The following is a 21,660-nucleotide window of genomic DNA, read 5'->3' as shown; positions in this document are numbered from 1 at the left end:
TTGAATATGATATATTTCTTGCTGATTTTTAATATTAATATGCTGGTTTGCATTATTAAAATCATCTGCTATTTAGAGCATCGTTTAAGTTAAGGCAATAATGGTATTTGGTAGAAAAAATATTATGGCGGGAAGGTCACAATATTAATGGCATTAAGTTTGGGGTTATTTCAGGTATTTTGACGTTGTAGGCCGGGTAAGGCGTAGCCGCCACCCGGCGATGTTGCAGGCGTGCGGTCTGATTGCCCGGCGGCGCTACGCTTGCCGGGCCTACAAGGTCAAAGGCCGTGCCTGGCTAACCGGTAATGATGTGGTTCTGGTTTACCAGCTCCTCCCAGGTGGTCTGAACGTCATCCAGCGTCACCAGGGTCGCTGGCGTATAACCGGTGCCGACCCCGTCCCGGTCGATGCCGATCACCGTGTTGCCATCACTGCTGCTGACCTGGATATAATCCCCCAGCGTGGCGCGATCGCCGTTCCAGCCCACCAGCAGTTCGCTGATGTCGATTTTATCTCCCGCCGTCAGCGAGAAGTTGCTGACGTGGTCGCCGCCGGTTTCACTGAGCACGTTATAGATCAAGGTTTCGCCCGTGGTACTGGCGCTCAGGGTGCTGACTACCGGCTCCTCGCTCTGGGCGAATGCCGCGGTTGCCACCGTTGCGGGCGGCGGGTTCGGGGCAGCCGGGTCGACGTTAATTGACCAGATATCGGACTTATCACTGTGATTGTTGCGACGGTCAACGGCGTCTGCGGTCAGGGTGTGAGGTCCGTCCGTCAGACTGGCCGGAACCTGGAACGACCAATGGCCCGTAGAATCGACCTGCGTCATCCCGATCTGGATATTCTGGCTGTAGATAAAGATGGTCGTGTCCAGTTCACCGGTGCCGGAGATCAGCGGGGTGCGGTCGTCGGTGAGCGACCCGCTGGCGATAGTGCCGAGAGTGGAGGGGACGTCATCCCTCACGTCGGTAATGATCGGTATGGCCGGAGGAGTAACATCCCTGGCTTCTATCGAACTGACATCGCTGGTGTTGCCCGCGTGATCGGTGGCGGTCAGGCTCATGAGCTCACCGTTCAGCCTGGCGGTGGCCATCGTGAAGGAGAAGCGGCCTGATTCGCCAACCACCACTTGATCGAGCTTGGTGGTGCCTTCCATAAGGACCACGGTGCTGCCCACTTCCGCAGCGCCGGTGAGCGTCACGTTATCAGCCGCGATCGCCAGTTCCGCAGGGGCGTCCGGAGGCGTGGAGTCCGTGGCGGTGGCCTGGCCTGGCTCGCTTCGGTTCTGGTCTGCGTCGGTGGCATATACCGTCAGCACTTCACCGTTGAGCTGGTTGGGAGTGATGCTGGCGGTAAACTTACCGTCGAGGCCCACGGTCCCGGTGCCGAGAGTCGCACCCGTAGCGTCTAAAACGGTGATTTGCGCCCCGGCTTCGGCTGTACCGCTCACGCTGTCGCCCGTTGTGGCCACCACAAGGTCGGTGGGTGCTGCCGGTGCGGTGACGTCCCGGGCAATCACTTCGGCCGCAGGGCCTTCGTTACCCGCTCTGTCGGTGGCCGCCGCGCTCAGCGTCTCGCCGTTAAGCTGAGCCGCGTTCAGGGTAACGGAAAACGCCCCACTGGCATCCGCGACTGCCGTGCCTAAGGTGATGCCCAGATCGTTGCTGACCGTGACGGTCGAGTTGGCTTCCGCCGTACCGGTGAGGAGGGTCCCTTCGGTATTGAGCACCAGACCGGTGGGGGCAGGCGGTGGCGTACGGTCGATGGTAAATTCAAACGGCGCGGAGACGGCGCTCAGGTTACCCGCCAGATCGGTCTCCGTCAGGGTGATGCTGTGCAGCCCATCCGTCAGGGCCACTGGCGGGGTGTAGCTCCAGGTGCCTTTGTCGTCGACGACCACTTCCGTCACCAGCAGGCCGTTGTCATAGATCGCGATGGTGCTGCCCGGATCGCCCGAGCCGCCAAGCTCAGGTTGGTTATCATCGGTAAAGCCACCGTTAGTGAGCAGACCCTGAAGGGTGCCCTCGTCGTCCGTCACTTCCAGCACCGGCGCATTCGGGGCGAGGGTGTCAATAGTGAGGTTAAACTCCTCCGAGTCCGGGCTGATGTTGCCCGCGGCGTCGGTGGAGGTGGCGGTGAACTGGTGGAAGCCGTCAGCGAGATTGGCGCTGGGGGTGAAGGTCCAGCTGCCGTCGCTGTTCACCACCGTGGTGCCGATGGACTTACCGTTGTCGTAAAGAGTGACGGTGGTCCCGGCCTCGCCGCTGCCGCTGAAGACCGGGCGGGGATCGTCGGTGGTCTGGTCGCTGTTGAGCGCGCCGGTCAGGCTGCCGACAACATCGTCCGCGAGAATAATCATCGGCGTATCCGGCGCGGTGGTATCCGCGGCGGTAATGCTATTCGACGGGCTGACGTTGCCGGAGCTGTCGTTGGCGACAGCCGTCAGGGTCTCGCCGTTGGTATAGGGAATGCCCAGCTCAACGGTAAAGTCGCCATTGCCGTTGGTTTTCGCCTTGCCCACCACGTTACCGCTGGCATCGGTAATGGTAACCGTGCTGTTGGCCTCGGCATTACCGAGCAGCTGAGTACTGTCTGAGGAGAAGCGCAGATTGGTTGGGGCGGCTGGTGGCGTGGTATCGAGCGGTACCGGGCCGGGATCGATACGGTCGCTACCCCCGCCGCCGCCACCGCCGCCACCGCCAGCCGCCAGGGCAATGCCGCCTGCCGCCGCCACGCCACCCAGCACCCACGGCCAGATTGGGGTATCCCCGGATGAATTACTGACGTTGCCCGCAATCAGGGCATCGGTTGAGGGGATCGACTGATAACGCTCAACCGCGAGCGGATCGTCAATCCACCACAGCGCGCCGTTTTCATCCAGCACCAGCTGGTGGTTGTTGGCGAAGTAGTTTTTCAGCGTCACGGTTTCGCCGTTGGTCATCCTGACCAGCAGATCGCTGTTGCTGCGGGAATAGCTGGCGATATCACCCCGGCCGGCCTGAAGCTTCACGACGGAATCTTCGCCCAGTATGATCTGGTTTCCTTCGGCTACCGTTTCTTTATGCGTCAGTCTGGAGATGACAGTGAATTTACTCATGTGTATTACTCCCAACAGAGTGAAAGAAATGCTGTGTGTTTAAATTCATTTGTTATCAGCAGATTTTAAGCGCCCCGAAAGAGGCACTATTTGTCAGAAATAGTGACCTGCTGAAATGTTTTTAAAGCGGCTCATGCCAGGCGTGATGTTTGCCATCCCTGTTATTAATATTACGATCGTCTCATTAATGCTTAAAAATGATATAGCCAGAAAGCACTATAAGCGCAAATGACGAAGCGGTGAAATGAATTATAAGCGAGAAATAACGGGCTTGTAGTCTGATTAAAAGTGCCTGGCAGGAGGTGGTTCGAGTCAGGGCCTTATGGTATGCGGGATGGCGACCTGCTGGGCCTGTTTATTATGGCTGGGTAAAGGTTATGGAAATTGAGGTCTGTCACAATTTATCGCGATAAAAGTGCTGCCGGGTGATGTTTATTAACTGCGTATTATGAAATATGAATATTTATTATTTTCGGGATTGTATTTTTTGTTGTGGGGTTTATTAGTTCAGATGGTGTGAATGAGAATAATACAAAAGCATGATTTTTTAGCTTTATAAATGGCCGATCCGTAAATAGCGCTACGACACAGGTACTATTTTCTGCAGGACATATTATCCTGTGGGGGAGGGCTTCGCCTGGATCTCAATGGCAATGGCGATCCGATCGTCCACCACCAGCGCAAAGCGATCCATTTTATAGGCCGACCGGGAGATGGCGGTGGTGGCATGCAGGGCGATCGTTTCTCCCGTCAGACGATCGAGCCGGGCATCGAGGATCACCGGACGGCTGAGATCCCGGACGGTGAGCGTACCGAAAGCGCGGTAGCGATCCGGGCCGAGCTTCACCACCCGGGTGCTGGAAAAGGTGATGGTCGGGTAGCGGGCGGCGTCAAAAAACATATCGCTTTTCAGCTGCCAGGTGAGCAGGTTATTAGAGGCCTGTAGTGTCGCCACCGGAACGGTGACGTTGATGCGGTCATCAAATTCATTGTCCGGGTTCAGCGTGACCGTTCCCGTTACCCCCTTCAGATGCGCCCACGACGGTATACCTCCAAAGGCGCGCCACGACAGCTTGATCGCGGTTTTGTCCGTGTCGATGGTATGGGCGACCGGCACGGCAAAAAGCGGCGGGCAAACCAGCGTGACCACCAGCAGGAGAAGAAGGCGCAGCATATGATCTTCCTTTCATAGAGTGAGATAAGCGTAGAAAGGCGAAAACGCATCGGCAAGGAGGCGTGCTACAGTGAGGTATTAAAATGTGAGCTGACAAGGGTATACGATGGATTTGATCGATGGCTTAAACAAGAAATATCCGGGCGCTCAGGCATGGGCCTTCGGGGATAGTCCTGAGATGGCAAACGCACTGGCAGCCCTGGTCGTCAAAGGAGTAAAGACCGCCTCCTGCTGCTCGCTGGCCTCTTTTAATGCCGATGACGCCGCCCCTGGCCCCGGGAGTTACCATATTATTCTTAATGGGCAGGGCGCGCCGGTATGCGTCATCAGAATCGTGTCTCTGCGTCTGGTGCGTTTCTCAGAGGTGACAGAGGCCTTTGCCCGGAAAGAGGGGGAAGGGGATTTGAGTCTGGACTACTGGCGCGAGGAGCATAAGGCGTTTTTCACCCGGGAAGGGGTTTATGCGGATGATATGGAGCTGGTGGCTGAGGAGTTTGTGGTGGTTGAGGTGCTGTGAGGTATTGCAACGCCGGGTGGCGGCTACGCCTGACCCGGCCTACGAACAGTAGGCCCGGCAAGCGAAGCGCCGCCGGGCAGAAAGGCCGCACCGCGGTGGCAACACCGGCATGTGACCTTATCAAATCTCTTTAAACGCCAGCTCAAGACGGGCCATCAGCGGTTTGAACAGGTAGCTCAGGAAGGTGCGCTCCCCGGTTTTGATGGTCACGCTGGCGGGCATCCCGGCTTTAATCTTGTGATCGCGCAGCAAACGCACCCCCTCGGGGGAGACCTGCACTTCGGCCAGGTAATAGGGCTGCTGGGTCACTTTGTCGGTCAGACGATCTGCCGAGACGGTGAGCACCCGGGCAGGGACCGACGGTAGCAGGGCGTGGTTCAGGGCCGGGAACATCACGTCCACGGTCAGCCCCGGGGCCATTTTATCGATGGCCTGCACCGGAATTTTGGCGTCGATTTGCAGCGGCTGTCCGGCGGCCACGATATCCATCAGGTGTTCCCCGGGCTGGATCACCCCGCCCACGGTGCTGACTTTGACATCCAGCACAATGCCGTCGATGGGCGAGCGGATCACGGTGTTATCCAGCTCGTGGCGGGTCGACTGTAACTCATCCTCCAGCATCGCCACCTCTTTTTGCTTATCCGTTAACTCGGACTCCACCTCCCGCTGGTACTGGTGCTGCACCTGGTACGCTTTGATCCGCAGTTCGTTCTGCTGCGACTTGAGTTTGGCGATGTTGAGAATATCCTCCGAGACGGTGCTGGAGATCTCCGCCGCCTCACGCTCCAGCACCATCAGCTGGGCTTTGGGATAGTAGTTCTTCTCGCTCAGCGCCCGGATGGCCCCCAGCTCTCTGTTGATCAGCGTGAACTGATGCTCGCGGTAGCCTTTAATCTTATTGAGGTTCTCCGTCTGCCCGACCAGCCCGTCGAGGGACTCGTCGATCATCGACAGCTCATCCTGAATATTTTTCCGCCGGGTCTCAAAGAGTTTGGCCTGGAGCTGCTGGCTCTCCGTCAGGCGTTTATTGTTGGCGAAGTTTTTGAGCAGGGTTTCGCTGAAGGTGATGGTCTCTGCGCCGTTTCGCTCTGCCAGCAGCCGGTCTTCGCTGGTTTTGGCGGAGATATACTGGGCACTTAACGCGCTGTAGCGCATATCCAGCTGCAGGGTGTCGAGGCGCATTAACACCTGGTTCTTTTTCACCGCTTCCCCTTCTTTCATAAAGATATCGGTCACCCGGCCGCCGCTTAAGTGCTGGATGGTTTTGCGGTTGCTGGAGACCGTCACCGTGCCGTCGGCCACCACCCCGGCATCCAGCGGCGCTTTCACTGCCCAGAGTAAGAAACCGCCGACGGCAATGAGGATCACCGCCAGGCCGCGAATCAACGGCGGCCAGATATTGATATCGACGAGGTCGGCGTCTGGCATCTCAGGGCCTTTATTCTTGTTGTTCATGATAATGCCTCACGTGGGGATGGTTGGGTTTCAACAGGTGCCGGGCTTTCGGCTGCGGGTGCGACGGGGACCGATTTCAGCATGTTGGCCTGGCGCAGGTTGGCAAACACCTGCTCCCGCGGGCCGAAGGCCTGAACGGCACCTTCATTAATCAGCAGCACTTTATTCACTACCCCCAGCAGAGTCGGACGATGGGAAATCAGCACCACCGTCTGCCCCTGAGCGCGCAGGGCATTGATGGCCTTGATCAGGGCCATCTCTCCGGCGTCGTCGAGGTTGGCGTTGGGCTCATCGAGGACGATAAAAGCGGGGTTGTTGTACACCGCCCGCGCCAGGCCGATGCGCTGACGCTGCCCGCCGGAGAGCTGATGGCCGCTGGCGCCAAGCGGGGTGTCGTAGCCCTGCGGCAGCCGCAATATCATCTCGTGAACCCCGGCCAGCTGCGCCGCGGCCACGATAAGCTCGCTGTTGGCCTCGCCAAAGCGGGCGATGTTCTGGGCGATACTGCCGTCAAACAGCTCCACGTCCTGCGGCAGATAGCCCATCGACGGGCCGAGCAGGGTTTTATCCCACTGGCAGATGTCGGCGCCATCCAGCCGCACTTTACCGGCCATGGGCTGCCACACCCCCACCAGCAGCTTCGCCAGCGAGCTTTTGCCGGAGGCGGAAGGGCCGATGATCCCCAGCACTTCGCCCTGTTCGAGCTGGAACGAGACGTTGCGCAGGGTGGCGACTTTCTGTCCCGGAGGGGCGGCAAACACCGCTTCGACGCTGATGACGCCTTTCGGGGTCGGCAGGGTGAGGATCGCTTTCGGCGCCGGGTACTCTTCCAGCAGGCGGGTGAGCTGCTTCCAGCTGCTGCGGAACTGCACAAACTGCTTCCAGCTGCCGATGATCTGCTCCACCGGGCTCAGCACGCGTCCGAGGATGATCGAGGCGGCAATCATCAGCCCGGGGGTGATTTCACCGGCGATCACCAGCAGGGCACCGGCTCCCAGCGACACGGACTGTAGCAGCACGCGGACAAACCGGCTCAGGCTGCTGTAGACCGCCGATTTATCGGCAATATGGGTCTGGATCACCATCACTTTGGTATGGCCTTCCAGCCAGTGCTTTTTCAGGGTGGCGAGCATCCCCATCGCTTCGATGGTGTCTGAGTTCTGCAGCTGCTTGTTAAGGATGATGGAACTGCTGACGCTCAGCATCTGCGCCTGTTGAATCGGCGTTTTGGTGGAGAGCTCCGTGAGCAGCGTCAGGCAGAGTAAAATCAGGATCCCGCCGAGGGACAAATAACCCAGCAGGGGATGGACCAGGAACGCCACTAATAAATAGAAGGGCGTCCAGGGAATATCGAGCAGGGCAAACAGACTGTTGCCGGAGAGGATCTGGCGGATCTGCGCCAGCTCGTTCAGCGCCTGCGCCGGGTTATTATCGCCCGTCGCAATTTTGCGCTTAAAGGCGGCATTAAAGACCAGCTGATTTAACTTCACGTCGAGACGGTTGCCCAGCCGGGTCATCACGCTGGAACGGGCGAACTCAATCATTCCGATGACGGTATATAATCCGATAATCAGTAACGTGAGCATCAGCAGGGTGGTGGTGTTCTGGCTGGCCAGAACCCGGTCGTACACCTGTAGCATATAAATTGCCGGCGCCAGCATAAGCATATTTATCACGCTGCCAAAAAACAGCAGGGTAATAAATGCAGGCCTGGTCCCCTTGAGGGCTTTTTTCAGTTCTGTTGACTTATACTGGCGCGGCATAGGGTGCTCCTTATTAAATCAATGAGGTCTGTCTGCTATTTATTGACGTCGTGAGTTAACTGAACTGGAAATCAGTTCCTGTTATTGAGCTCACCGCCGTATTCAGTAAGGTGATTCGTTCACCACTCGCGAAGCTCAGAACCGTCGACGTCCCATTGGCCGTTACCGAGATGCTGTTAAGGTAATTGCCCGCAGTAAGACCCCTGCCTGCCAGGTTAATGACGTCCTGGCCCCCGGCCGCGTTACTGTCGAAATCGGTAATGATGTCCTGCCCGAAAGAGGCGCCGAAGATAAAGACATCGTTGCCGCCTGCGCCGGTGAGGGTGTCATTTCCGCCCGCGCCGTTCAGCCGATCCACGCCCGTACCGCCGGTGATAGTGTTCGCCAGGGCGTTACCGGTCCCGGTGAAGCCACCGTTGCCGGTAAAGGTCAACACTTCGACGTCCTGGCTCAGGGTAAAGGTGTTGAGACTGACCCGGACGGTATCGGTCCCGCCATTGACCCCTTCCACCACCGTATCGCCCGCGTTATCCACGGTATAGAGATCGTTTCCGAGTCCGCCGGTCATGGCGTCGGCGCCCTGGCCGCCGTCAAGGCTGTCGTTACCGTTCCCACCGATCAGGGTGTCGTTCCCGGCCAGACCGAACAGGGTATCGTCGCCATCCATCCCGTTCAGGGTGTCGTTCCCTCTGCCGCCGGTCATGGTGTTGGCCAGCGCGTTGCCGGTACCGTTGAAGTTGCCTGTTCCGCTATAGGTCAGGTTTTCAAGGTTATCGGCCATCACGTAGCTGGCGGCGGTGACCTCGACCAGATCGGTCCCGGCGTTGGCCCCCTCCGTGATAACGTCGCCTGCGTTATCCACGTGATAGGTGTCGTTGCCGACGCCGCCCGCCATCTGGTCAGCACCCTCGCCGCCGTCCAGATCGTCATTGCCCGTCCCGCCGATCAGCACGTCGTCCCCCGCCAGGCCGAGCAGGGTATCGTTACCCGCGCCGCCGTCGATGTAGTCACTGCCGGATGTCCCGAACAGGGTGTTCGCCCCGTTGTTACCGGTCAGCAGATTACCGACCAGCTGGGTCGGGGCTGAGGTCAGGGTCACCGACGGGTTGCCCTCATCGTCGGTCACGGTGACGATCACCCGCAGCTGCCGCTCTACCGTCGCCTGGGTCGGAATAAAGGTGGCCGCCGTGGCCCCGGCAATGTTGACGAAGCCCAGACCGGCACTCATCTGCCACTGGTAACGGAAGTTGTTGCCGTTGGTCAGGCCATCGCCATCGGTAATGCCCGAGACGTCAGCCGTCAGAGCCAGGGTGCGGGTCGGCGTCAGGTCGCTGACCACCGGCACGCCGCGAGTCGGTTGATCCCGTGGTCCTACCGTGCCAGTGATCGCCGACACCAGAGATTCGGCATCGCCCATCCGGTCGGTGAAGCTGGCGGTCACCCGCAGCTGCGACCCAAAGAGGTTATTGCCCACCCGGAACTCGGTGCCGGTGGCCTGGTCGAGCCACTGGCCGCCAATCAGCGCCTGCCAGGTGTAGGTGATCGGCAGGTTGTCCGCCAGGCCGTTGCCATCCGCCAGGTTAGCGGTGCTGACCCGCAGCAGATCGCCCACCCCAGGCGCCTTATTGCTGATATTGACGTCGCCGCTGGCCTTTTGCGCCGTCACCCACAGCTGGGTGTTGTCGCCAAACTCCAGTTTTTCGATATTCAGCAGGCGGTCGGTGCCGTCACCTAAAGGCAGGTTGGCGGAGACGGTGGCGTGGTTGACCGTCAGGCTGCCGTCGGCGTTGCGGGTAAAGTTGTAGTTACCGTTAACGTCGCGGTAGAGCGCAACGTCGGTTTCGCCATTGTTACCGTCATTGAGGATCTCACGCACGATGTGCAGCTGCCCCGGGTTGATCACGCGGTTCAGCATGTCGGCATTGAGTTCTTTCATGCTGTCGACGCTCTTGATGACCCCGCCCTGTGCGTCACGCACTTCGATCCGCACGTTCAGCCAGGCGTCGCCATCAATGATGTCATTCCCCGCTTTACCCATGATGCGGTCGCTGCCGCCGCCGCCGAGAATAATGTCCGCGCCGTTGTCCGGGTTCAGCACCACGCCATCCACGGCGCCGTTGATCAGGCTGCTGCCGACCACCTTATCGAGGCCGTTGATCCGCGCCACCCCTTCCAGGGTGAGGTTGTTGGAGAGCGGCGTTCCCTGAACCGGGGCGGTACCAAGCGGCTGATCGGTGCCGGTGAGCACGTCGTCAAATTTCCAGCCCGACAGCCCTTCTACCAGGTCGAAGCGGTCCCGCAGGATAAACTCCTGCTGGTTAACGAAGATCGGAATACCAAGGTCAGAGTTGGCGCCGACAACGTCGCCTTTATGGATTGCCCAGTCGAAGCCCGCCATCCCGTTGTTACGCTGGATGCCGGCCCCCTGAACCATGATGTCATCACCCGCTTCGCCGTCGTAGTCAGTGTCGTTCCCCTGACCGTTCAGCACGTCGTGACCGACAATGGTACTGTTGAAGAACAGCTCGGAGTTTTCACCCGTCAGGGAGTCAAAGCCGTCGCCGCCTTCAAGCCAGTCATCACCTTCGTTCCCCAGCAGCGCGTCGGCACCGGAGCCACCCATGATGAAGTCATTGCCCAGACCGCCAAACACCTCCTGCGCATCCTCGCCCACCACAATAAAGTCCTGGCCGCTGCCGCCGAAGCTCAGGTCGTTACCGTTGCCGGAGAAGATGACGTCGTTTCCGGCATCGCCGTGCAGGAAGTCCGCTCCGCCAACCGGCGTACCGGTGTCGGTGATGATGTCGTCCCCGTCGCCGCCGTGCACGGTATCGGCTTCATCGCCGCCGTCGAGACGGTCGTTGCCGCCGTCGCCCCACAGGCTGTCGATCCCTTTACCGCCGATTAAGGTGTCGTTACCGGCAGAGCCCCCCAGTACTACGTGCCCGTCGCCGATGTATTTCAGGTAAGCGCCATCCGCCTTGCCATCGCCGTCAACGTCCGCCCCGGCCGCTTTGCGTACCACCAGCGGGGTGAGCAGGTCTTTCAGCGCATTACCCCATTTAGGATCGGCGCCAATCTGTACCCCGGTGTTCACTTCCAGAATATGATCCGGGGTCATGAACAGTTTCGCATGCACGTGAGAGGAGCCTTCATTGCCGAGGTCGCTGTTACGCATCACCAGGGCGGCAAAGGAGTTGGCCTCCAGCTGGGTCAGCATGTTCAGGCCCTGGGTACGGCTCAGGTAGTAGAAGCGGTCCCCGTCCTGCAGCATCTCCATCTGCGTCTCAAAGACGAAGTTGAAGGTGGATCCGAGCATGCCGCCGAACTCATTTTTCCGCTCTGCCAGGCCGCCAATCCAGAAGTCGACCATGTTCAGGCCCGTTTCTTTGTTAGCCCATGCGCCCGTGCTGTTGAAGAAGTCAAACGCATCGGCGCGCCGTGGATCGTTGGCATCACCAAACAGCAGGAAATCTACCGCTGCGCGTTTACCTTCGATGGTCTGTGCATCCAGGATCAACTGATGCTGTCCGTAGGCGGCCATAAAGTTGAGGATCGAGGCGGTATTTTTCAGGTAAACAGCAAAGTCAGCCCAGCTCTCGTAGGGTTTCAATTCGCTGTTGCCCGTCAGTTCGAAGAACTGTGCACGGGCCTGATTGAGGGTGGGCATAAAGGTGTCGCGGCCGCGGGCGATGTTAAGTGCGCCGAGATCCAGCGGCAGACCGACCAGGTTATTGCGCAGGGCACCGGTCAGGAACTCATCGATCTCATTCCCCACCTGACGGGTCATCCCCCTGACAATCGCGCCGATGGCGGCATGACTTTCCATCGAGCCGTCGTTATCGAAGGCCAGTGGGTTAAGGAAGGCCTGAATGAGCCCGAGGTCGTCACTTGCCATATCCATGCCGATACGATCGACGCTCTCGGTGAGCATCGAGTGGCCGAAGCGGTAGACCACGTGGGCGAACTCGGCGAAGATCGCCGGGTTGATGTCGGCGGTGTTCGAGAAGACAAAGGGGTCGACCGCCGGTTGGACGGCGCGGGCAAACTCTTCAAATACCAGGTGCTGGTATTCCATCTCGGTCGTGAAGCGACCGGCCTGGAACAGGTATTCGCCGTTCCACACCAGGGTGCTGGTATCCGCCGGGATCTCGGTGATCTGGTGGTTCGGCATCAGCCACTGGTTGATCACGCTGATATCGCCGGAGCCCAGAATGGTGGCTTTGTACTGCTCCACCAGACGGTTATGTTCGTCGTGGAACACCGAGTGCACCGCGGTTAAGCCGATGTTCTCGTTGCCGCGACCGTCACCGGTAATGAAGTGGCGATCGAGCAGTTCGTTGTCGTAGGTGCCGGCTTCCGGTGCGCCGCCAATCACATCGTTGGCATCGGCCAGCAGGACGCCGTTGGCGTCAACTTTCGGCACGGCGGTGTGGGCGATGTCATCGAGGAAGGCATGGCCTGTACGCAGGGTGTCAGAAGGCAGCAAGCCGCCGTTGGCCTCAACCAGCCCGTGGAGGGTAACAATCTGCACCTTGCCGTTGGCGCTTAACATCAGGTTGCCGTAGCGGTCGGTCGCCAGCAGAGGCACGTTGAAAATATCCGCATCGGTCAGCTGAATACCAAGGAACTGCAGGGCATGAGCTTTGACCTCCCCCCAGGTGGCGATCCCGTGCGCGCCATCCAGCAGATTACCGGTGGGCTCAGGCTTGCCATCAATGATGGTGAATTCGCGCAGGAAGATCTGGTGCGACGGATGGGAGGTGTAGGTCTGGTTCTGATCGATCCACGGGGTGGTGGTGTTCACCGTATTATGGGTGGCATCCACTTTGGCCCGGGTGAGGATCATGAAGTTCGTCGGGGAGCCCTCTTTGTACAGCGGATCGTCAGGCATCAGCGGAATAAACACGATCCCGTTGCCCTCTTTGGGGATCAGATCCAGACCGTGGTCAAAGAACTGGCCGAAGAAGGTCATCCAGCCGTTGAAGGCGGGCGACAACCCGACATCCGGGGAGAGGTTAGGGATGGACAGACTGCCGTTCTCGCTGGTGCCGCCCCCCGGGGCGTCTTTGAGTCCTTCCGCCGCATCCACTGCCGCCGGGTTATTGGCGGTCTGGTCGGAAATAATATTACTGATGGTGCGCGGGTCGGAATCGGTCACCACGCCGTTAGGGCCGGAGGTGCTCAGATATTTAGCCAGCTCTGGATTGTTCTGAATGGCTTCCAGATCCAGCGGCACCAGCCTTGGCATGGTCTGGTCGGCAGAACCGTACATCTCCTGACCCGGTAACAGGTTGTTCCAGGAGCCGTCCACGGTACGTATGCCGTACGGGAGCAGCGGGTCACCTACCGCATCACGCAGCGCGTCGCCGTTGACGGTGCCGTCGGCATTCGTGGCGGATTCGGAGATCTTGATCTGCTTGAGAATAAATTCGAGGTCATGCAGCGTGACAGTAAAATCATATTGTTCGGCCATAATTAATTACCTCAATCTTGAATCGCTATCATCATTGCTTTTCGCTGTTTAAAAATTATGCGAAAAGAACGTGCCGGGTCGTGCGGGATTAATCCAGGGTCGGTGATTGCATTAATGCGCTCCGTGTTAAGTCGTTAATGACAGTGCCCTTTCCCCGTTATTACCGGGGTTGCAGGGGTAAATTTTGGGTAAGTTTATTTATCCCTCCTGTGGAGAGATAAATAAAATCACTGACGGACTCGACGCTTCGAATGTGCAAACACATTCAAAAGGTTAGGGCCACAGGCATGACAAGGTTTTAGCGGGGCTTAACGAATGTTTAAAAGTGTTATCACATGTTACTGTCTCGCTATTGAGATAACTATGAAGGGTCTTTATCTTCCCACAATAATACTTTTTTATGAGCACTCAGAGGCGCGGTTATTATTTTTTCTACGCCATTTTTGCAGAGTTGTACAAATTGAATGACGCTGTCTATATTTTCGAAATTATTTTCCCGGCTATTTCTGTGAAATGTTAAAGTTATTTAGCAGGCGAATTTATTTTTTTAAATTCCTGGGGCGGTAACAACAATATTACCCTGCGAAGGAATATTTGAACGGTTGGTCAAATTTAATAATAGCCAGTGAATATTTAATCGTTTCTGTAATTGATAATTGTTCAGGGTGTATTGCTTCCGTTCGCCTATCACCTGGCAGGAAGGCCTGTGTTATGATAAAGAACTCTTTAACTCAACTTCTTACGATGTAACGTCTATGACTTTGTCCCGCGAAAAACAGGCAGAAACCTCCCCGGAAACCATTGGGCGTGCATTACGCCGTCGTCCGCTGGCGCGCAAGAAATTGTCCGAGATGGTGGAAGAAGAGCTGGAGCAGATGATCCGTCGCCGGGAGTTCGCCGAAGGGGAGCAGCTTCCTTCCGAGCGCGAGCTGATGGCCTTTTTTAACGTGGGTCGGCCCTCGGTCCGCGAAGCGCTGGCAGCGTTAAAACGCAAAGGGCTGGTGCAGATCCAGAACGGCGAGCGCGCCCGCATTTCGCGGCCGTCTGCGGATACCATCATCAGCGAACTTTCTGGCATGGCGAAGGATTTTCTGGCCCATCCGGGCGGAATTGCCCACTTCGAGCAGCTGCGCCTGTTCTTTGAATCCAGCCTGGTGCGCCATGCCGCCCAGCATGCCAGCGAGGCGCAGATCGCCCTGCTGGAAAAAGCGCTGGAGCTGAACAGCCAGTCGCTGGATGACAACACGCTCTTTATCCGCTCTGACGTCGAGTTTCACCGCGTGCTGGCGGAGATCCCCAATAACCCTATCTTTATGGCCATCCACGTGGCCCTGATCGACTGGCTGATCGCCGCCCGTCCTGCGGTGCCTGAGCAGGCGCTGCGCGAGCATAATAACACCAGCTATCAGCAACATATCGCCATTTTTAAGGCGATCCGCAGCCAGGATCCCGATGCGGCTGAACAGGCCCTGCAGGCGCACCTCACCAGCGTTTTCGCCACCTGGCACGCCTTCGATCAGAACAAGAAGCGTCGCAAGTAATCCCCACGATCGTTTAGTGAACTGGATCGCGTTCTGCGCATTTCGATGATCTTTGTTTCGGTCTTGCTGGTATAACAGGTATAAAGGTCTACAGTCATAACATCATCACCACACACTCGAGGTTTGTATGTCAGTTACGCTGAAAGGGGTTATGCCCGCGCTTCTTACACCGTTTAATGACCAGCAGCAGCTGGATACCCAAAGCCTGCGCCAGCTGGTGCGGTTCAATATTGCCCAGGGGATGGACGGTCTCTACGTCGGGGGTTCCACCGGCGAAGCCTTTGTGCAGAGCATTGCGGAACGTCAGGAGGTGCTTGAAATCGTGGCCGAAGAGGCGAAAGGGAAAATTACCCTGATTGCTCACGTCGGCACCGTCAGCACCCATGAAAGCCAGCAGCTCGCCCAGGCCGCCAGCCGTTTTGGCTATGACGCCGTCTCCGCCGTGACGCCGTTCTACTATCCGTTCAGCTTTGAAGAGCACTGCGATCACTACCGCGGGATCGTTGATTCTGCGGAAGGGCTGCCGATGGTGGTGTACAACATTCCGGCCCTCAGCGGGGTGAAGCTCTCTCTGGATCAGATCAACACCCTGGTCACTCTGCCGGGCGTGGGCGCCCTGAAGCAGACCTCCGGCGATCTTTTCCAGATGGAGCAGATCCGCCGGGCACACCCGGATCTGGTGCTCTACAACGGTTACGATGAGATCTTCGCATCCGGCCTGCTGGCGGGGGCAGACGGCGGGATCGGCAGCACCTATAACATCATGGGCTGGCGTTATCAGGGGATCGTGAAAGCCCTGAAAGAGGGGGATATCGCCACCGCCCAGGCGCTGCAGACAAAATGTAATGAGGTTATCGACCTACTGATCAAGGTCGGCGTGTTCCGCGGCCTGAAAACCGTTCTGCACTACATGGGCGTGATTGAAGTTCCGCTGTGCCGCAAGCCGTTTGCGCCGGTTGATGAAAAATATCTGCCCGCGCTGCGGACATTAGCGCAACAACTTCAACAAGAAAAAGAACAAGGTTAAGACAACGCCTGATGCCGGGCCTGTCCGGCATCACTGAAGCTGTACCCTACAAAAACAGCGTATGGGTTTACCCATTGCGGAGACTGACATGAATACAATGACACAAAATGTCCCGTGGTATCGTTGCCTCAACCGTCAACAGTGGCGTGCCTTTTCTGCCGCCTGGGTTGGCTATGTTCTGGATGGTTTTGATTTTGTTCTGATCGCCCTCGTCCTCACCGATATAAAAACCGAATTCGGCCTGACCACCCTGCACGCCGCGAGCCTGATCTCCGCCGCCTTTATCTCCCGCTGGTTCGGCGGTCTGATGCTGGGCGCGATGGGGGATCGCTACGGTCGCCGCCTGGCGATGGTGAGCAGTATCGTCCTCTTTTCCGTGGGCACTCTGGCGTGCGGCCTGGCCCAAGGGTACACCACCATGTTCATTGCCCGTCTGGTGATCGGCATGGGGATGGCGGGGGAGTACGGCTCCAGCGCGACCTACGTGATCGAAAGCTGGCCAAAGCACCTGCGCAATAAAGCCAGCGGTTTTTTGATTTCTGGCTTCTCCGTCGGGGCGGTAGTGGCGGCCCAGGTTTACAGCCTGGTGGTGCCGGAGTGGGGCTGGCGGGCGCTGTTCTTCATCGGCATTCTGCCGATTATCTTTGCCCTGTGGCTGCGTAAAAACATCCCGGAAGCGGAAGACTGGAAGGAGAAACAGCAGAGCAAAACCCCGGTCAAAACCATGGTGGATATTCTTTATCGCGGCGAACATCGGGTCATTAATATCGCCATGACGCTGGTGGCGGCTGTCTCGCTGTGGTTCTGCTTCGCCGGCCAGCTGGACAGCGCCGCCATTGTCGCCGTGCTCGGCCTGCTGTGCGCGGGGATCTTTATCAGCTTTATGGTGCAGAGCAATGGCAAACGCTGGCCGACCGGCGTCACCCTGATGGTGGTGGTGCTGTTTGCTTTCTTATACTCCTGGCCTATCCAGGCGCTGTTACCCACGTATCTGAAAACCGATCTGGCTTACGATCCCGCCACCGTCGCCCAGGTGCTGTTCTTCAGCGGCTTTGGATCTGCGGCAGGCTGCTGTGCCGGCGGCTTCCTCGGGGACTGGTTAGGCACGCGGAAAGCCTATGTCTGGAGCCTGCTGGCCTCGCAGCTGCTGATAATTCCGGTATTCACCATCGGCGGCAGCAGCGTCTGGGTGCTGGGCCTGCTGCTCTTCTTCCAGCAGATGTTCGGTCAGGGGATCTCCGGGATCCTGCCTAAACTGATCGGAGGCTATTTTGATACCGAGCAGCGCGCGGCCGGGCTCGGCTTTACCTACAACGTGGGCGCATTAGGTGGCGCGTTAGCCCCGGTGCTGGGGGCGTTTATTGCCCAGCGTCTGGATCTGGGTACCGCGCTCTGTTCGCTCTCGTTTGGCCTGACCTTTGTCGTCATCCTGCTGATTGGCTTTGATATGCCGTCCCGCGTACAGCGCTGGCTCCATCCGGAGGCCCTGCGTACCCATGATGCTATCGACGGTAAACCTTTTAGCGGCGCTCTGATTGCTGGCGAAAGGGCCAGCCAGTTTGTCAAAAATAAAGGCTGAAGCTGAATTTCTTAATGGAGGTGTTATGTCATTCCTTGACGAGTTGGATGCAAAAGTGAAAGCCCAGGGCGGGCTGATTGTCTCCTGCCAGCCGGTGCCGGATAGCCCGCTGGATAAACCGGAGATTATCGCGGCGATGGCGCTGGCGGCCGAACAGGCGGGGGCCGTGGCGCTGCGCATCGAAGGGGTTGAGAACCTGCGTGCCGTACGCGCCGTGGTGACAATCCCGATTATCGGCATTGTGAAACGCGATCTGCCCGACTCCCGGGTGCGTATCACCCCCTGGCTGGAGGACGTGGATGCTTTAGCCGAAGCGGGGGCCAGCATCATCGCCTTTGACGGTACGCAACGCCCGCGCCCGGTACCCGTTGAGGCACTGCTGGCGCGCATTCAGCACCATCAGCTGATCGCCATGGCCGACTGCTCCTCGCAGGAAGAGGGGCTGTATTGTCACCAGCTGGGGACGCAGCTGATTGGCACCACGCTGTCGGGTTACACCTCATCGGAGACGCCTGATGAGCCGGATCTGGCTCTGGTGGCCTCGCTGAGTCAGGCCGGTTGTCGGGTGGTGGCCGAGGGGCGCTATAACTCGCCGGCCCTGGCGGCACAGGCCATCGGGCAGGGGGCATGGACCGTCACGGTCGGCTCGGCGATCACCCGGCTGGAGCATATCTGCCAGTGGTATCGGGATGCCTTACTGGGAGCGACAAAATGATCGTCCTGGCGATAGATATCGGCGGGACCAAGCTCGCCGCGGCGCTGGTGGACAGCGCCCTGCAAATTATCGCCCGCCGGGAGATCCCCACTCCCGCCAGCCAGACGCCGGATGCGCTGGAGGCCGCGCTGCGCGACCTGGTGACGCCGCTCTTTTCACGGGCGCAGCGCTTTGCCATCGCCTCGACCGGGATTATTCAAAACGGGGTATTAACCTCGATCAACCCGTCCAACCTCGGGGGGCTTTCGCACTTTCCGCTGGTGGACTCTTTATCTGCCCTGACCGGGCTCCCCGGCGTGGCCTTAAACGATGCCCAGGCCGCGGCGCTGGCCGAGTATCAGCAGGTGCCGCGCGCCATCCGAGACATGGTGTTTATCACCGTCTCGACTGGGGTAGGGGGAGGCGTGATCCTTAACGGCAGGCTGGTGACCGGATCCGGTGGGCTGTCCGGCCACTGCGGCCACACCCTGGCCGACCCGAACGGGCCGCGCTGCGGCTGCGGACGAATCGGCTGCGTGGAGGCGATCGCCTCGGGGCGGGGGATCGCCGCGGCGGCGGAAGGAGAGCTGGCCGGGCTGGATGCAAAAGCCATATTCGCTCACGCCACCCAGGGCCATGAACAGGCGGTAGCGCTGGTTGCGCGTTCCGCCAGAACGCTGGCGAGGTTAATTGCGGATCTGAAAGCCCTGACCGACTGCCAGCGTGTGGTGATTGGCGGCAGCATCGGCCTGGCCGACGGCTATCTCCCGCAGGTGCAACACTACCTGGCGCAGGAACCCTCTGCGTACCAGACCGAACTCTGTTCAGCCAGCCATAAGAGTAATGCCGGGCTGCTGGGCGCGGCATTATGGGCACAAGGAACTTTGTCATGATTGTGGGTAATATCAGGCAACTTCAGGCCGCAGGCCTGCCAGCGGCGTTTTGTCAGGCGATCGACCAGGCGCTGAGCGCCGGGATTGCGAATCTGGCACCGGGAAGCTATCCGCTGCAGGGGGATAAGGTGTTCGTCAACGTGATGGCGTTTGCGACGCAACGCGCGGAGGAGAAACGCGCCGAACTGCACCGCGGCTACATTGACATCCAGATCCTGCTGGAAGGGGAAGAGCATATTTATTACGGCCTGGCGGGGAGCGCCCGGGAGTGTGATGCGTGGCACGAGGAGGAGGATTATCAGCTCTGCCAGCACATAGAGAATGAACAATCCGTGACGTTAAAGCCGGGGATGTTTGCCGTCTTTATGCCGGGAGAGCCGCATAAACCCGGCTGCTATCGCACCCGTTCGGGCATGGTCAAAAAAGCGGTGATTAAGGTGCATCGCAGCGTGGTGCTTTAAGCGCTTGAACACAAAGCCCGCCGGGAATACCGTGCGGGCTTGCTGGACGTTAATCCTCTTCGCGCTCTTTGATGGCGCGCTGGCGTTCGTAATACTCATCTTCTGCCGAAACGATCTCATCCAGCAGAGAATCCATATCCACATCATGAACGTCTTCGACAAACAGCCCGGTGAGCGGGGTTTCCGGGGTTAATTTCCCGTCTTCATAGAGCATCCAGATCTCTTTTCCGTAGCGCGTTTTCAACAGCTGCGGGGCGAACTGACCGTAATACTCGGTGATGTTATTCACATCGCGTTCAAACATGGACTGGGCGTGGTTGTTCGCGGCGGCATCCACCGCCTGCGGCAGGTCGATAATGACCGGCCCCTGGGCATCAAGCAGCACGTTAAACTCTGACAGGTCACCGTGGACAATACCGGCACACAGCATGCGCACGATGTTGCGGATCATGGTGTCGAAATCTTTTACGGCTTCTGCTTCAGTTAAGGACACATCGCTCAGGCGTGGCGCAACGGCGCCATCACCGTCCGTGACCAGCTCCATCAGCAGCACGCCGTCCAGACACATATAGGGCTGCGGCACGCGTACCCCGGCGTTCGCCAGGCGGAATAACGCATCAACCTCTGCCGTGTGCCAGACCTCTTCTTGCTGTTTACGGCCAAATTTAGAGCCTTTTTGCATGGCGCGGGCATCACGCGTATTCCGCACCTTGCGGCCTTCCTGATACTGTACGGCCTGCTTAAAGCTGCGCTGTGACGCTTCCTTGTACACTTTGGCACACTGGATTTGGTCCCCGCATAGCACGGTGTAAACGTCAGCCTCTTTGCCGCTTTTCAGGCGTTGAAGCACGTTGTCTATCAGGCCGTCATCGACCAGGGGCTGGAGTCTGTTTGGGATTTTCATGCGGCTTTTATAGCGCATTTTTGCCGCTTTTCGTATCAAAAAAGCAGGCAAATATCGTCTTCCAGAGGATTAACGTGTTGCCTGCCCCTCACAGCAGGCTTTGACCGCCTCATACAGTAACCTGACGCCTGTGGAGAGCTGTTGGCGATGCGGGCAGATCATGTTCAGCGGCACGCTTTCGCCCTCATAGTCTTTCATTAAAACCCGCAGCCGACCGGCGTGGACATCCTCTGCGACATCCAGCCAGGATTTGTACGCTACCCCCGCTCCGGCGACCGCCAGGCGGCGGATCACCTCGGCATCATCACTCATCATGCTGCCGCTGACGTTCACGCTGTGCGTCTCGCCGTCACGGAAAAACGTCCAGCGATCGTGCAGGCGTCCGCGCAGGACAAAGGTGAGGGCGTTGACCCGGCTTAACGCCTCGGGATGCGGCAGATCGCCGTGGCGGGCGACCCACCCGGGCGACGCCACCAGCACGCGGCGGTTGTCGGGAGCGACGGGGAGGGCGATATAGGAGGCATCTTCCGGTGTGCCGTAGCGAAAGGCGATATCGACCGGATCCTTAAAAACATCCGCCACCTGGTCGGAGAAAAAAATGCGCAGCCGTAATGCGGGATAGCGTTCGTCGAACGCCTGAAACACCGGCAGCAGCAAATTGCGGCCTAAATCCGACGGGACGGCGATCTGCAGGGTGCCGGAGATCTCCTGTTCCGGGGCCTGGATTTTTTGCATCCCGGCGTACATGGCATCCAGCATCTGTCGCGCGTAGGGAAGCCAGGCCTCGCCCTCCGGCGTTAAGCGCAGGCTGCGGGTGGAGCGCGCAAACAGCCGGATAGCCAGCGACGACTCCAGCCGTTTGATAGCGGCGCTGACCTGCGCTGGCTGGACGCCCGCCTCTCGTGCCGCATCGCTGAAGCTGCTCAGGGCAGCGACGCGTACGAACAGTATCAGATCCTCAAGCCGCACCATTTTCATCTCCCGAGTATAAGTCTTGTCTCTGCGAGGCTATTTTTCCCGTCACTGCTTCGCTTTACCATCAAATTATTGCGACACAGTGGATAAAATGCCGGAGAGAT

The 21,660-nt window shown here is 58.5% G+C and carries 14 protein-coding genes; 7 read left to right on the top strand and 7 right to left on the bottom strand.

Annotation, left to right across the window (positions count from 1 at the left end):
• Nucleotides 1–295 precede the first annotated feature (295 nt).
• The gene (locus ACP4QI_RS16955; RefSeq protein WP_426495630.1) at nucleotides 296–3,097 is read right to left on the bottom strand and encodes an Ig-like domain-containing protein; all 2,802 of its coding nucleotides are present in this window, start codon (nucleotides 3,095–3,097) and stop codon (nucleotides 296–298) included.
• Nucleotides 3,098–3,710: 613 nt separating this feature from the next.
• Nucleotides 3,711–4,271, bottom strand: coding sequence for a YceI family protein (locus tag ACP4QI_RS16950; protein WP_426495629.1), 561 nt, complete (start codon nucleotides 4,269–4,271; stop codon nucleotides 3,711–3,713).
• 106 nt (nucleotides 4,272–4,377) lie between these two features.
• Between ACP4QI_RS16950 and ACP4QI_RS16945 the strand changes: the two genes are divergently transcribed.
• On the top strand, nucleotides 4,378–4,788 hold the full coding sequence (locus ACP4QI_RS16945; protein ID WP_426495628.1) for an ASCH domain-containing protein: 411 nt from the start codon (nucleotides 4,378–4,380) through the stop codon (nucleotides 4,786–4,788).
• A gap of 120 nt (nucleotides 4,789–4,908) precedes the next feature.
• Here the strand turns inward: ACP4QI_RS16945 and ACP4QI_RS16940 are convergent, their stop codons facing one another.
• From ACP4QI_RS16940 to ACP4QI_RS16930, 3 genes are read right to left on the bottom strand one after another with little or no spacing between them, the layout of a single operon-like run.
• The gene (locus ACP4QI_RS16940) at nucleotides 4,909–6,243 is read right to left on the bottom strand and encodes an HlyD family type I secretion periplasmic adaptor subunit (protein WP_426495627.1); all 1,335 of its coding nucleotides are present in this window, start codon (nucleotides 6,241–6,243) and stop codon (nucleotides 4,909–4,911) included.
• Nucleotides 6,240–8,006 carry a type I secretion system permease/ATPase gene (locus ACP4QI_RS16935; protein WP_426495626.1) on the bottom strand — a complete coding sequence of 589 codons (1,767 nt, stop codon included), beginning with the start codon at nucleotides 8,004–8,006 and terminating at the stop codon, nucleotides 6,240–6,242. The genes ACP4QI_RS16940 and ACP4QI_RS16935 overlap by 4 nt, the downstream gene beginning before the upstream one ends.
• A gap of 55 nt (nucleotides 8,007–8,061) precedes the next feature.
• The gene (locus tag ACP4QI_RS16930; protein ID WP_426495625.1) at nucleotides 8,062–13,482 is read right to left on the bottom strand and encodes a peroxidase family protein; all 5,421 of its coding nucleotides are present in this window, start codon (nucleotides 13,480–13,482) and stop codon (nucleotides 8,062–8,064) included.
• Nucleotides 13,483–14,237: 755 nt separating this feature from the next.
• On the opposite strand from ACP4QI_RS16930, the gene nanR reads away from it, so the two are divergent.
• The 6 genes from nanR to nanQ all read left to right on the top strand — a co-directional run bounded on the left by nanR (nucleotide 14,238) and on the right by nanQ (nucleotide 19,677).
• Nucleotides 14,238–15,023 carry a transcriptional regulator NanR gene (nanR, locus tag ACP4QI_RS16925; protein ID WP_426495624.1) on the top strand — a complete coding sequence of 262 codons (786 nt, stop codon included), beginning with the start codon at nucleotides 14,238–14,240 and terminating at the stop codon, nucleotides 15,021–15,023.
• A gap of 127 nt (nucleotides 15,024–15,150) precedes the next feature.
• On the top strand, nucleotides 15,151–16,050 hold the full coding sequence (nanA, locus tag ACP4QI_RS16920) for an N-acetylneuraminate lyase (RefSeq protein ID WP_156264433.1): 900 nt from the start codon (nucleotides 15,151–15,153) through the stop codon (nucleotides 16,048–16,050).
• An 88-nt stretch (nucleotides 16,051–16,138) separates the two neighbouring features.
• Entirely contained in the window at nucleotides 16,139–17,629 is a 1,491-nt protein-coding gene (locus ACP4QI_RS16915; protein WP_285128385.1) for an MFS transporter, read from the top strand.
• Between the two features lie 25 nt (nucleotides 17,630–17,654).
• Nucleotides 17,655–18,344, top strand: coding sequence for an N-acetylmannosamine-6-phosphate 2-epimerase (locus ACP4QI_RS16910; protein ID WP_426495623.1), 690 nt, complete (start codon nucleotides 17,655–17,657; stop codon nucleotides 18,342–18,344).
• On the top strand, nucleotides 18,341–19,216 hold the full coding sequence (gene nanK, locus ACP4QI_RS16905; protein ID WP_426495622.1) for an N-acetylmannosamine kinase: 876 nt from the start codon (nucleotides 18,341–18,343) through the stop codon (nucleotides 19,214–19,216). The genes ACP4QI_RS16910 and nanK overlap by 4 nt, the downstream gene beginning before the upstream one ends.
• Nucleotides 19,213–19,677 (top strand): N-acetylneuraminate anomerase, encoded by a 465-nt coding sequence (nanQ, locus tag ACP4QI_RS16900; protein ID WP_426495621.1) that lies wholly within the window; start codon nucleotides 19,213–19,215, stop codon nucleotides 19,675–19,677. The genes nanK and nanQ overlap by 4 nt, the downstream gene beginning before the upstream one ends.
• 49 nt (nucleotides 19,678–19,726) lie before the next feature.
• Here nanQ and ACP4QI_RS16895 read toward each other — a convergent pair whose 3' ends face one another.
• Together ACP4QI_RS16895 and ACP4QI_RS16890 are read right to left on the bottom strand one after the other, a co-directional pair.
• Nucleotides 19,727–20,581 carry a PA4780 family RIO1-like protein kinase gene (locus tag ACP4QI_RS16895; protein ID WP_426495620.1) on the bottom strand — a complete coding sequence of 285 codons (855 nt, stop codon included), beginning with the start codon at nucleotides 20,579–20,581 and terminating at the stop codon, nucleotides 19,727–19,729.
• A gap of 69 nt (nucleotides 20,582–20,650) precedes the next feature.
• Nucleotides 20,651–21,553 (bottom strand): LysR family transcriptional regulator, encoded by a 903-nt coding sequence (locus ACP4QI_RS16890; RefSeq protein ID WP_142486776.1) that lies wholly within the window; start codon nucleotides 21,551–21,553, stop codon nucleotides 20,651–20,653.
• Nucleotides 21,554–21,660 lie beyond the last annotated feature (107 nt).

The sequence above is a fragment of the Leclercia sp. TB492 genome (assembly GCF_049974505.2).
Taxonomy (GTDB): domain Bacteria; phylum Pseudomonadota; class Gammaproteobacteria; order Enterobacterales; family Enterobacteriaceae; genus Enterobacter; species Enterobacter adecarboxylatus_C.
This window is presented reverse-complemented; position numbering and strand designations above follow the sequence as displayed.

What these genes read in the sequence shown, in the direction of transcription:
- ACP4QI_RS16955 (WP_426495630.1), bottom strand. Translation starts at nt 3,097, where the DNA reads ATGAGTAAATTCACTGTCATCTCCAGACTGACGCATAAAGAAACGGTA.
- ACP4QI_RS16950 (WP_426495629.1), bottom strand. Translation starts at nt 4,271, where the DNA reads ATGCTGCGCCTTCTTCTCCTGCTGGTGGTCACGCTGGTTTGCCCGCCG.
- ACP4QI_RS16945 (WP_426495628.1), top strand. Translation starts at nt 4,378, where the DNA reads ATGGATTTGATCGATGGCTTAAACAAGAAATATCCGGGCGCTCAGGCA.
- ACP4QI_RS16940 (WP_426495627.1), bottom strand. Translation starts at nt 6,243, where the DNA reads ATGAACAACAAGAATAAAGGCCCTGAGATGCCAGACGCCGACCTCGTC.
- ACP4QI_RS16935 (WP_426495626.1), bottom strand. Translation starts at nt 8,006, where the DNA reads ATGCCGCGCCAGTATAAGTCAACAGAACTGAAAAAAGCCCTCAAGGGG.
- ACP4QI_RS16930 (WP_426495625.1), bottom strand. Translation starts at nt 13,482, where the DNA reads ATGGCCGAACAATATGATTTTACTGTCACGCTGCATGACCTCGAATTT.
- nanR (WP_426495624.1), top strand. Translation starts at nt 14,238, where the DNA reads ATGACTTTGTCCCGCGAAAAACAGGCAGAAACCTCCCCGGAAACCATT.
- nanA (WP_156264433.1), top strand. Translation starts at nt 15,151, where the DNA reads ATGTCAGTTACGCTGAAAGGGGTTATGCCCGCGCTTCTTACACCGTTT.
- ACP4QI_RS16915 (WP_285128385.1), top strand. Translation starts at nt 16,139, where the DNA reads ATGAATACAATGACACAAAATGTCCCGTGGTATCGTTGCCTCAACCGT.
- ACP4QI_RS16910 (WP_426495623.1), top strand. Translation starts at nt 17,655, where the DNA reads ATGTCATTCCTTGACGAGTTGGATGCAAAAGTGAAAGCCCAGGGCGGG.
- nanK (WP_426495622.1), top strand. Translation starts at nt 18,341, where the DNA reads ATGATCGTCCTGGCGATAGATATCGGCGGGACCAAGCTCGCCGCGGCG.
- nanQ (WP_426495621.1), top strand. Translation starts at nt 19,213, where the DNA reads ATGATTGTGGGTAATATCAGGCAACTTCAGGCCGCAGGCCTGCCAGCG.
- ACP4QI_RS16895 (WP_426495620.1), bottom strand. Translation starts at nt 20,581, where the DNA reads ATGAAAATCCCAAACAGACTCCAGCCCCTGGTCGATGACGGCCTGATA.
- ACP4QI_RS16890 (WP_142486776.1), bottom strand. Translation starts at nt 21,553, where the DNA reads ATGGTGCGGCTTGAGGATCTGATACTGTTCGTACGCGTCGCTGCCCTG.